Origin of the sequence: Burkholderia sp. MSh2 (assembly GCF_000731655.1) — a bacterium.
Taxonomy (GTDB): domain Bacteria; phylum Pseudomonadota; class Gammaproteobacteria; order Burkholderiales; family Burkholderiaceae; genus Burkholderia; species Burkholderia paludis.
This window is the reverse complement of sequence record NZ_JPGM01000090.1, coordinates 1-10,901: the sequence shown is the minus strand read 5'-3', so window position 1 is coordinate 10,901 and position 10,901 is coordinate 1. Positions and strand designations below refer to the sequence as shown.

10 protein-coding genes are annotated in these 10,901 nt (G+C 62.4%); 1 reads left to right on the top strand and 9 read right to left on the bottom strand.

Features of this window, described 5'->3' with window-relative positions:
- Positions 1-693: 693 nt before the first annotated feature.
- From ftrA to GQ57_RS42555, 9 genes are all read right to left on the bottom strand, one after another.
- On the bottom strand, positions 694-1,743 hold the full coding sequence (gene ftrA / locus GQ57_RS35015) for a transcriptional regulator FtrA (protein WP_063934621.1): 1,050 nt from the start codon (positions 1,741-1,743) through the stop codon (positions 694-696).
- A gap of 248 nt (positions 1,744-1,991) precedes the next feature.
- Positions 1,992-2,552: a hypothetical protein gene (locus GQ57_RS42560; RefSeq protein ID WP_152603435.1), complete on the bottom strand. Its 561-nt coding sequence runs from the start codon at positions 2,550-2,552 to the stop codon at positions 1,992-1,994.
- A 38-nt stretch (positions 2,553-2,590) separates the two neighbouring features.
- Positions 2,591-3,496 carry a DMT family transporter gene (locus GQ57_RS35010; protein WP_052001587.1) on the bottom strand — a complete coding sequence of 302 codons (906 nt, stop codon included), beginning with the start codon at positions 3,494-3,496 and terminating at the stop codon, positions 2,591-2,593.
- A 326-nt stretch (positions 3,497-3,822) separates the two neighbouring features.
- Positions 3,823-4,824 carry an RDD family protein gene (locus tag GQ57_RS38400; RefSeq protein ID WP_052001586.1) on the bottom strand — a complete coding sequence of 334 codons (1,002 nt, stop codon included), beginning with the start codon at positions 4,822-4,824 and terminating at the stop codon, positions 3,823-3,825.
- A 57-nt stretch (positions 4,825-4,881) separates the two neighbouring features.
- Entirely contained in the window at positions 4,882-5,730 is an 849-nt protein-coding gene (locus GQ57_RS35000) for a peptidylprolyl isomerase (RefSeq protein WP_031403617.1), read from the bottom strand.
- A gap of 102 nt (positions 5,731-5,832) precedes the next feature.
- Positions 5,833-7,626: a ShlB/FhaC/HecB family hemolysin secretion/activation protein gene (locus GQ57_RS34995; protein ID WP_081896847.1), complete on the bottom strand. Its 1,794-nt coding sequence runs from the start codon at positions 7,624-7,626 to the stop codon at positions 5,833-5,835.
- 2 nt (positions 7,627-7,628) lie between these two features.
- Positions 7,629-7,772: a hypothetical protein gene (locus GQ57_RS43220; protein WP_160257585.1), complete on the bottom strand. Its 144-nt coding sequence runs from the start codon at positions 7,770-7,772 to the stop codon at positions 7,629-7,631.
- A gap of 2 nt (positions 7,773-7,774) precedes the next feature.
- Positions 7,775-9,772 carry a two-partner secretion domain-containing protein gene (locus GQ57_RS34990; RefSeq protein ID WP_425321985.1) on the bottom strand — a complete coding sequence of 666 codons (1,998 nt, stop codon included), beginning with the start codon at positions 9,770-9,772 and terminating at the stop codon, positions 7,775-7,777.
- A 164-nt stretch (positions 9,773-9,936) separates the two neighbouring features.
- Complete coding sequence (locus GQ57_RS42555) at positions 9,937-10,311, bottom strand: hypothetical protein (protein ID WP_152603434.1); 375 nt, start codon at positions 10,309-10,311, stop codon at positions 9,937-9,939.
- A 390-nt stretch (positions 10,312-10,701) separates the two neighbouring features.
- Between GQ57_RS42555 and GQ57_RS34985 the strand changes: the two genes are divergently transcribed.
- Positions 10,702-10,901 (top strand): transposase (locus GQ57_RS34985; RefSeq protein WP_052001585.1); only part of this gene is annotated, 200 nt, incomplete at its 3' end.

Genomic DNA, 10,901 nt, shown 5'->3' with positions numbered 1-10,901 from the left:
TGGTCGGCCGCTTTGTTGTTTTATGGCCGCGCAACTTGATGAAAATCCTGCCAAATAAAATCATACACAGCAACCGGAATAATCAGTTCTCGAGTTCCGATTGCCATACGCGGTATTTCGAAAGATTTCACGGGTTAATTAGGGATCGAATAGACTCCGGTGCGCACGCACCGGGGCCGTTCCCGCAGCCGCCAGCCGGCGGCCAGAGCGGGCGATCTGCACGATTTTCGGACCCGGCGTCACAAAACCGACGCAATCCGGATATGGTCAGAATCGGTTCGATAATTTACGAAAATCACATAATTTCCATTGTCGTTTTATTCGCCGAATTCATTCATTTATTCACTGTTCAATGCATGCCGTCATCGCGCACCGGCGAGAACCGGGTGCTCCGGGCCGGGCTTCCGTCATTCGCGCCGAGCCGACGCTTCCTGTCGCCGTTTGGTGGGCGACATCTTGTTGGTCGCGGCGGCGGGCGAAACTCGACGGCGAGGCGACTGACCTGACGATCTGGTCATTCCGATCGTGCACGAAGCCGAGAGCCGGCACGGCATCCACTCGCCGGCTGTATCCGGATGGCGCAAGCGGTCTCCGGGAGAACAAGCGGGCCCGTCCGTACCGGAACAGGCCGTCAGCGACCAGCGCGCGGCGTCCGATCCCGCGCAGGCCCGGTTCGAACGGACGCCGGGTCCGTCAGGCCCGCGTCCGCGACGCGTCGCCGCTTCGTTGCGCAGCCGCTTCGGCGGCCTGCTGATGCGGCGACAACGCGCCTTGAAACATCATCCGGTAGCTGCGCGGACTGGTCCGCAGCATCTTGCGAAAATGATGCCGCATGGTCGGGAGCGTGCCGAAACCGCTGAGCGACGCGACCTCCTCCAGGCTGTATTCCGCCTTGTGCTCCAGCAGTTCGCAGGCGACCCTCAGGCGCTCGCGCATCAACCACGAACTCGGTGGAAGTCCGGTCAATGCCTCGAATCGCCGCTGGAACGTCCGCAGGCTCATCCCCGCCTGTCGCGCCAGGGTCTCGACCGGATGGCTCTCCCCCAGGTGCTGCCGGATGTGCGTCAGGATGCCGCCGATACGCGTTGCCTCATACGCCCTGGGGACCGGCTGGGGAATGAACTGCGACTGCCCGCCTTCGCGATGCGGCGGCATGACGAGTCCTCTCGCCACGATATTGGCTTTCTCCACGCCGAAATCCTGCCGGACGATATGAATGCACAGATCGATGCCGGCGGCACTCCCTGCGGCGGTCAGCACCGTTCCGCGGTCGACGTACAGAACGTCCGGATCGAATTCGACCAGTGGAAAGCGCTTGGCAATGCTGTCGATGAAACGCCAGTGCGTCGTCGCCTTGCCGTTGTCCAGGAGCCCGGCTTCCGCCGGAACGACGACACCCGAGCACAGCGAGGCGATGCGCGCGCCGCGACGGTGGGCCCGCTGCACGGCCTCGATGACGGAACGCTCGATCGGCGCCGCAACGTCCGGCCAGCCCGGGATCACGATCAGATCGGCCGCTTCCAGGGCTTCGACGCCCTGATCGATGGAGACGGGAAGCCCGCCGCTGGAATGAATCGTGCCCGGGCGAACGGCCGCGCACGCGAAGCTGTACCAGCGGCCGCCGAAATCGGGCCGTGGCAAGCCGAACACCTCGTATGCAATACCGAATTCGAAAGCCAGCAGTTCGGTCGAGATCAGACAGACGACATTGGGCCCCGCTTTCCGCCCATGATCCACGCTCATACGGGCTCCCCTTGGCACGAACGATCGGTACATATCGTACCCCGGCGGCCTTCGCGCCTGCGGGCGTTCCGGGCAGGACGATCTTCATCCGGCCGCCGTGAGGGTTCGCGTTGCCGTACCATCGCCCGTCGAGGGGATCGGACTCGACGGCGATCGCGACCACGCCTCAAGGCTGCCGCCCGAAAGGCGTCCGATGGCCGAAGTAAAGGACAAGCGCTCGCCTTCGATCGGCCCGACAGGGTGGAACATCACGGACGGCCGGCGCGAACACGGCGCCTTCCGCACCGACGACGGCGCGATCGTCGCCGCTGTGCGCCCCTTCTTTCATCTCGTCGTCGGAAGGACTTCACCGACGTTCGAAATTGTGGGGCCGCCCGCTGTCGGTGAGAGACGCGCAGGTTGAGATTCCGCGCCAGTTGATCCCCTATGCGCGCGACGCCGACATGCCGCCGCGCTCGTTGCTCGAACAACGCGATGAACCGTTCCAGCGGCCCGCACGACGCCTCGTACATCCGTTTCTGAATTCGTCTCGGCGCGACGTTTTTCGCGAAATACGCGTGCCGCGAAATGCCGTTGTATTCGAAAACCGTATTGCCGATCCGGTTGATGATCGGTTCGACCCCGCGGTAAGGCCCGAACCCTGGCTTGACCGCACTGTCCACCCATGCTTTGCACTCTTCAGTCGTTGCAAAACGGGGAATGCGGAAGTATGGAATTCCACCCTTTGAAAGTTGATCGGATGCACGACCTGTCAGTTCGCTATTGCCCGGTTCGTTCCAGTCAACGATCGGCTGAACATCGATATCCATATAAAGTTTCCTTTATATTTCTACATTTTCGATAATCTTCATGGAGCGATAACGGAAACCGGATATTTCCGGCGTATTGCCGCCAGACCCGGAATCGACATGCCCAGGGCCATGGCGATCAACCCGACGACCTGAACCGGGCTCACCGGCTCATGCAGCAGAAAACATCCCGCCGCCGTCGTGATGATGGGCACGCTGGGCATGACCAGCGACGCCTTTTGCGGTCCGACAGTCCGAACGATGTACGTGTAGAGGAATATCGCCGCGGCGCCCGACAGGATCCCCTGGGCGAAGGCCTGGAAGATGATTTCCTTCATCGTGGCATCGGCGAAGCCGGTGTGCGTCGTGGCATGCGCCACGCATGCAGGCAGGCACGAGGCGAGAGAGACGACCGCCGTGCCGAGAACCGGATTGACCTGCCACTTCCTGATCAGAATGCCGTACAGGGAAAACATCAGCCCCTGGAGCACGAAGAGCGCCGTTCCGGCGGGCGACAATTCCTTGGCCAGAAGCGTGTTGTAGATGAACAGAAGGATGCCCACGGTGATCAGGGCCGTGCTGATCATCGACGCGTGGCTCGGACGGTCCTTCAGTAAAACAACCGGCAGCAGGAATGAAAAAAGGACGATCGAGCCCGGGCCCACCGTGGCGACGTAACCCGCCGAGGTCAGCGAGATGCCCGTGTTGATCACCATCAGGTACGGGAAACCGGCAAGCAACGACAGCGCGACGATCTTGACGAGCCCGAGTTGCGCGAGACCGGCTCGGGTCCTGGCCCTGCACACGTAAGGAACGAACAAGGCGCCCGCGGCGTAAAAACGGAGGATCGTCAGGCCGGCGGGCGTGATATGCCGTTCGAGGCTCGCGCGAGCCGTCAGAAACTGCAGCGCATAGATCATGACAAGCAGAATCCCTGCGCCCACAACTTGCCGCTTCGTGGTCATGGCGTATTCCGATATCGAGGCAATCGCTTTCTCGGGCAATCAACCGACGCCCCTTTGCCTTGAATACTGGATGAAGCCGGGTAGTCGAAAAAGTGGCGTCGATGCCAATGATCGTAAAAGATATGCCAATTTGCGATGTGCAAAATAGCGGCCTCGAAGGAGGAATCGAGGGATTCGGGCGAAGGGCGCGAGCCGACGGCGAGCCGACTCGAAACCCTTCCGACGGAAGGCGTCCTCCGGCAATCCAGGCATTCGTGGCCGCTCCGCGTCCTACGATGGCGCGCTGAGTGCGTCTCCGCAATGACCCGAGCCGGCCGACGAGACCCTCATGGGGACACCATCTTCGATGGCCATTGGCGTCCCGGCCAGCTTTCAACAAACTGTGTTCGCCAGGAGGCAATGCCGAGGTCGACGCCACGGACGGAAACGATCGTAACGATGTCCTGGTTCGAAAGCATCGGCGACGCGCCGAAAGCCGCCCGCGCGACCGCATGCGTACCCTGTTCCGCTTGCAGCATCGGGGAACCGCTCACAACGGAAATCGTCGTGATGGTGCGAGCGGCCTTGCCCGACGCTCCGAGTTGCCAGATGCCACTCGTCGTGACGCTGCTTTGCCGAACCGACGGCACCGACAACGTCGCACGCTGGATCGTGTCCAGATCCGCCAGCTTCGACGCAAGAAGTCGATTCACGAACGGACTCGCGAGCAAGATGAGTCCGGCGAACGCACCCAGCACGACCCAGTGCCGTCTGCGAACCGGCACCACTTGCGCCTGCTTCGCCGAAACCCGGACGACGAGACTCGAGACGGCAAGATCCTGCAACGATTGCCGGCTGGGCCGGTTGAATGCAAGCAGGTATATCAGCGACGCGCCCCACATCGATATGGCAAACGCGTTCAACCGTACGACCCACACTGCATCGGGCGAGTTCATCGCCGGGAGGTCGACGAATCCGATACCGCCGAGAACGGTCGGGACGGCGACTATTGCATAGCGCAGACACGCTTGTTTCACGCTCAGCGGCACGATCCCGTCTGCGCCCCGCCTGACGACCTTGATACTCAACGCCTGCTTTCCGAGTGACTGACTTCGTCCTGCATGTCCTTCCATCAAGCCGAAATAAATCAGACCGATAAGGAATCCGATCAATCTTCCCCACTGTCCGATTTCGGCCAACGGATTGAAGAATAAAACGGCCAGCGCCAGTCCGATCAATCCAAGCACGATGCAATCGATGCCAAACGCCACCGTCCTGCGCCAGAACCCCGCGACCTCGCCCTCCTGAATCACCGCGTCTTCGTCTACTGCGTTTTCACTTGCCGTCATGTCTTTTTTCGGTGCTCTCAGGATTTTGTAGAAGGCGAGATATGGCGACCCCGCTCCCTACTGTTGAATCGTCGCGCTTTTCAACAGCCCGCCGACAAACTGCGCACTCGCCTTCTGCAGCGCGAGCGCCTCGAGCTGCTGGCGGATCGGCGCCTGCGCCTGGTTGAAGGATGGCACCTGCGTCGGCCGCTTCGCGTCGAGTTTCACGATGACCCTCGCGCCGTCGACCGCAATGGAATCGGACGTGATTGCGCCCACCGGCAGCTTCTCGAGCGCCTGCGCGATCGCCACCGGCAAACCCGACGTTTTGCCGTCCGTCGCCGGCGTCCTGAAGCTCACCCACGGCAATTCGCCGCCGGCATCGCGGCTCGGTGCAATGCTGTACTGGCGTGCAACACCATCGAACGGCTTACCCGCCTTCAATTCGCTCAGCACGGTGGCGGCCGTCGCAGGGTCCTTGACGACGATCAGGCGCGGCCTGTATTCATCCTGGCCGAGCGAAGCAACGATTTCGTCGTAGCGCGCCTTGACGTCCGCATCCGCCACCGACGCCGGCTTCACATTGTCCTTCAGGTAAAGTTGCGTCTCCGCATTGACCTTCGCCGCCTGCATCGCCGTCTGAACCTCCGGCCTGCTCCCGTAGTTCGCCTTCTCGGCCGCCTGCTGGATCAACACCCGCGCAATCAGCTGATTCTTGATCGCCTGCCGGATCTGCGGACTGTCCGGCTGCTTCGACACCTGCAACACCGCATTGATTTCGGCATTTGTGATCGGCGTCCCGTTGACGGTCGCGACTGTCGAGGTCGGCGCGGTCGTCGGCGCGGTAACGGTCTGTGCGTTCGCGGGTGTCGTCAGTTGCCATGCGATCGCCGTGGCGATCAGGATTCGAGTGGCAGTCTTTTGCATGATTCGTTTTCCTGCTGAATGAAAAATGGATGACGGAACGAGCCCCATTGCCCCATCCGTCCTGTCCGGATCATCGAGGGACGATGCAAGGAGCGTTGACGTTCAGAACGCCAGGTTCGCGGTGCCTAGCACCAGCGTTGCCTTCGAGCCCAGCGATGCCGGCCGGCATAGCTGGCGCCCGGCCAACAGTTCGCCCGATAGCTGTTTTCCATGCCACTGCCATTGCGTGCGCAGTCCCGCACCCGCCCCGGCCAGCGTCGGGAAACCCGGCTCCGCGAGCAGGTTCGCCTTCCCCGCGTCGAAAAACACGTACGGCTCGACACGCGCGTCATGCCATGCCGGCACGTTCACCCACGCGAGTTCGTTGCGCGCATAGATGCCGCGGTCGCCGGCAATCTCGCCGGACCGGAAGCCCCTCACCGTATCCATCCCGCCCAGGTAGAGCTGCTCCGAGCCGTAGAGCGCCACGTTCGTCCATTGCCCGCCCAGCGCACCGCGATAAGCGAACTGCGCCGCGCCGAGTTTCGGCAGCGGCAGCGCGTAGGTCGCCGTCGCGTCGAGTTTCGTGAACTGGCTATGCGCGTCCGTTTCATCGATATTGGCCGCATCGTGATCCGCCTCGAGCCACGGCAATCCCTGCGACACGCCGGCGTCCAGCGTCACGTTGCCGGCCGCGTCGTTCAGCGCGAATTTGTGCAGCCAGTTCACGCCCGCGCGCAGCACCGCAAGACGTTGCGGGTCGAGGTCGATGCCGTTCACGACACGGTCGGTGCGTCGCCATGACAGCGTCGCGTCGAGGTTCACGACGTCCGCGAGCGTGCGGTCCACCGTGTAGTTCCACCCGAAGATGTGCGACAGCGTGCGCCCGTAAAGCAGCGCGGTCGTGCCGACAACCTGCTGGTACTCGGAGTCCGACACCGTGTAGCTGAACGTATGGCGGCCGAACGGCACCGCGATCGAGCCCACCAGCGCGTTGCTGTCCTGGCTGTCGATGTAGTTCAGGCTCAACGACTCCTGCAGGCCGACCAGGTTGTCCGCTTCAATGCCGGCGCGGTAGCGTGTCACGCCGGTCGCCGAACTGCCGTAGTTGTCGACACCGAGCGTCGCATAGGTGCGATCGCCCGGCTTGTTGTCGATTTCGACGATCGAATCGCCGGCCGCCTGGCCGGGCAGGATCTGCACCTGCGCCTGATTGCGCCGCAAGCGGTTGATCTGGGCCACGCCCTGGTCGATGTCGGACAGTCGCAGCGGATCGCCGGGCGACACCGGAAACGCGTTCTCGTAGCCGGCATCGGTCAGCCAGCCGCCGCCGGCCGACGCCTCCCCTGCCTTCAGCCGCTGAACCGGCTTTCCGTTGACCACGAAATCGGCGATCCGGCCAAGCTGGATCGTGACCGTGAGCGTACCGGTCGCCAGGCTTTGCGGACCGAGCAATGCGCGTGTCGTCACGAAGCCCGCCCCAACGAACACATCCGTCAAGCGCTTGAGAAGCACATTGATCCGGTGCGAGCCGAGGTCGTGACCGGTGAACGGCGCGATCGTCTCCGCCAGCGACGCTCGCGACACCCCGCCCGGCGGCACGAACGGCTGGCCGTCCGGTGTGCGCAGCGCGATCGTTCCGACCGGAAACGTCGGTCCGGATTCGACGATTGCGTCAACCGGCGTACCGGGCGGGATATCCAGCGTCGTTTCCGACGTCGGCGCAATCGTGATCGACGCCGGCGGCTGCTGGAGCTGCCGCTGGCGGGCTTGCTCGCGCTGCTGGTCGATCAGCTGCTGCGCCGGATCCTGGATCGGGCGAGCCGCCGGAAGCGGCGCGGTCTGCGCAAATGCCGCCGTATGCGACATCGCGATCGCCGGGATCGCATACAGCCAGATCTTGGGTGAAATACGCATCGTCACTCCTCACGGGCCCGGGACGTCGAGTGCGCCCCGCCGGCAGACTTGAGGCATGGCGGCGGCGCCGTCACCCATACGAACACGAGCACGCATCCGAGTGCGAACACGACCAACAGCAGGATGCTCAGGATGGACCATTTCATGCTCAGCGCCACCAGTAGGTCGTCAGGCCCAGATGCTGGCCGATCTCCACCGGCGTGCGCGACGGCGCGCGAAGCGTGGTGGTCGTCCCTGCAACCGACACCCCGTTGCCGCCCGACAGATAACCGCCGTCGATCACCGCGTCGCCGGTCAGGCGAACCAGCCCGTCTGCGGTAAAACCGCCGCCGACGTCGAACGCGATCAGCTCCGCCCACGTGCTGCCGAAGAAAGCCTTGAAGCCGTGATCCTGGTTGATCGCCGAATAGCCGGTCACGCCGGTCGCATAGGTGATCGGTGCGGCGACGCTCAGGTTGCCGGTTGCATAGACCGTGCCGCCGATGTCGCTCGCCGTCGTGCCGGCCTGAATCGCGATGTTGCCGCCCGACTGGATCGTGCCGCCGTAAGGCGTGACCGTGCTCGAAGCGCTCGCGTGACAGAAGATCCAGCAGCTTTGCACGTAGCTCGCCTGCCCCGAAAACACCGCTGCATTCGTGAACGCGGTCTGTGCGGCGATCGTGATGTCGCCGGTATTGGTCTGGATGATGCCGCCCGTGTTCGACACGTTGCGGCCCGTGATCGACACCGGTCCCGCTGTCGAGGCGATATACGCGAGCTGATCGGGGCGATTCACCGTGCCGTAGTCGACGTTCACGCCGCTCGTCGAGTGCGTGAAGAACAGGAAGCTGCCGCCGGTGTCCGAATACGCGGCCGGCTGGCCGCCGTTGACGCCGCCGGAGTGGTCGATCTGGTTCGACACATCGCCCTGCGCGGTCAACGTGACGCCCTGGTTCGACAGGATGCGCGCGTTGTCGTTGGTGATGTTGCCCTGCGCGCTCAGCGACACGGCGCCGTTCGCGGCAAACACGATGCCGAGGTTCGAAGCACTGGAATCGTTTGCGATGTTTCCGGCGGCCGTGAGCGTCACGTTGCCGCCGGTCGTCGGGCCGCTTTGCGGCGTCTCGCCGGCCTGGATCACGCTGCCGGTATTCGAAATGTCCGCCGTGCTGGTCAGGTTCACCGCCCCCGCCTGAGCTGAAATGGTAGACGGGCCGGTTGCATCATCCGTCAGCACGATGCCGTTCGCCGCAATCGACACATCGTTCGCCGCGGTCACCTGCGCGCCTTGCAGCGCGACCGCGCCGGTGGTCGACAGTTGCACGTCGTGCGCGGCCGTGATCGAGCCGTCCGCCACCGAGATATCCCCCAAACTCGACACGACGACGTCGCCTGCGCTCGCATAGAGTTTGCCGAGGCTATGCACGCCCGCGCCCTGGTCGGTGACGACGAGCTGCACACGGCCCGCGGTGAGTCCGCCGGCCGCCGTGATATCGACCGCTATGCCCTTGTTGCTCGCGCCGGACGATGTCGCGCCGATCAGCCAGTCGTGACCGTTGTCCGAGGGCGAGAAGCCCGTGTCATAGGTGGCGGTGCCACTGCCGACGATCGCGCGGATGCCACTTGTCGAACTCGTGAAGCTGTTCGTGACCGGACCGTTGATGTTCAGTTGCCTGGCGATCAGATCAAGATTGACGATGTCGCCGGACAGTCCACCCGGGCCGATCGTGATCGCACCCTGGTTCGTATTCAGTACGACGTTGCGCTGGGTCACGCCGGGCGCGAGCGTGAGGTCGTCAAAGCTGACCTGGCCGGTCGACAGCACGACGTGGCCTGCGTTCACGAAGCTTCCACCGTCGACCGTGATGCCGTTCGGATTGGCCAGGATCACGTTCGCACGGGGACCCAGCACGTTGATCGCGCCCTGGATCAGCGACGGGTTCGTGCTCGTGACCTGATTGACGATCGTGCTCGCGTTCACGCCGGCGTTGTTCAGGTCAGCGCCGGCTTTCGATACGTTGAACGACGAGTAGGTGTTGTTCGAGACGCCACCGAAAGCGGGCGCGATGTTGACCGTTTGACGACCATTTGCCCCGGCCGAAACAGTCGTCGCCGTTCCACCGTCGACAACGATACCTGCGGCATGGCTTATCCCCGCGCAACTCATCCACGCAATGAGCAAACAGTGAGTGAGTCGTTTTATTTTCATATTGTCTGACCACACAATTAGGATTACGAATTTATAATATTTGACGTTTCTCAAACACCGGATACAACTAACCGACGAGGACGAAAACCTGTCCTCTCTAATCGTAAATAACCTCTACGCCGTCAAGCGCCCACGCAACAGCTTGCCGGGCTTGCCTTCATCTGGCTGCGGGCCGTTCGTGGCACCAGTCGTGCCACCGACACGAACTGAATCATCAAACAAACAATCACACCGAGGAGCTGAACAATCCGCGGCGTCGAAAAGAAAGCACCATCAGCGGATATGAGAAATCGAACCGCACCGATACGCGGCACTATGCCAATCGCGTAACTGGCTTCCGACACCGGACCTTTCAGGGCTGTCGGAGTACCCAGTACAAACAGCGCAAACAGTAACGAACCGAACAATGCAGCACCAATGTGCAACTCGAGCATCCATTGTGGCTGTGCGAGCACTACCGACGAACCTGGCCCCGTGCAGTTGACGTAGGCAGACAACCCCGTATCCAGCATCCGACACGACCCGCGTTCACAACACCCCGCAACCCTAGACGCGGCGCGGCTTCGCCAGCGACCTCCTCCTGGATGTAGTTAGTTATCCCGGTTTTTGCCCAAGACGCGGGTTTTCAGCCCACACCTCGAAGTCACTTAAAGAGCACTGCTCGATGCACTCCCTCGCGCGTGAACGCGCTTAATGTAGCGCCAACCGCCCGGCTTGTAGGTCAACCATTGTTAAGTTTTCTTTTAGCTTACCGGCATAACCCGATCGGCAGCGTTTCTCCCGCTCAGGAGGAAACGAGTAAGCGCTGCCACACTCAAACACTACCCATCTGGATCGATCACGATGAACAGCGAAACACACTGACCCGCGGCGGATCGTGTAGCCAAATGGCGAGTGAGTTCCCTTATCCTAAAGGCAAGGAGAACTCGACGAAGAAGCGACACACCGACGAACAGATCATCCGCATTCTGCGGGAAGTCGGGAGCCGCGAAGAGCCGGTGAAAGATCTGTGCAGGCGGCACAACATCACGGAGCAGACGTTCTACCGGTGGCGAAACAAGTTCGGCGGTATGGATGTGGCCGAAGC

What these genes read in the sequence shown, in the direction of transcription:
- GQ57_RS34990 (WP_425321985.1), bottom strand. Translation starts at nt 9,772, where the DNA reads ATGAGTTGCGCGGGGATAAGCCATGCCGCAGGTATCGTTGTCGACGGT.
- GQ57_RS38400 (WP_052001586.1), bottom strand. Translation starts at nt 4,824, where the DNA reads ATGACGGCAAGTGAAAACGCAGTAGACGAAGACGCGGTGATTCAGGAG.
- GQ57_RS34995 (WP_081896847.1), bottom strand. Translation starts at nt 7,626, where the DNA reads ATGCGTATTTCACCCAAGATCTGGCTGTATGCGATCCCGGCGATCGCG.
- GQ57_RS43220 (WP_160257585.1), bottom strand. Translation starts at nt 7,772, where the DNA reads ATGAAATGGTCCATCCTGAGCATCCTGCTGTTGGTCGTGTTCGCACTC.
- GQ57_RS35010 (WP_052001587.1), bottom strand. Translation starts at nt 3,496, where the DNA reads ATGACCACGAAGCGGCAAGTTGTGGGCGCAGGGATTCTGCTTGTCATG.
- GQ57_RS42560 (WP_152603435.1), bottom strand. Translation starts at nt 2,552, where the DNA reads ATGGATATCGATGTTCAGCCGATCGTTGACTGGAACGAACCGGGCAAT.
- GQ57_RS35000 (WP_031403617.1), bottom strand. Translation starts at nt 5,730, where the DNA reads ATGCAAAAGACTGCCACTCGAATCCTGATCGCCACGGCGATCGCATGG.
- ftrA (WP_063934621.1), bottom strand. Translation starts at nt 1,743, where the DNA reads ATGAGCGTGGATCATGGGCGGAAAGCGGGGCCCAATGTCGTCTGTCTG.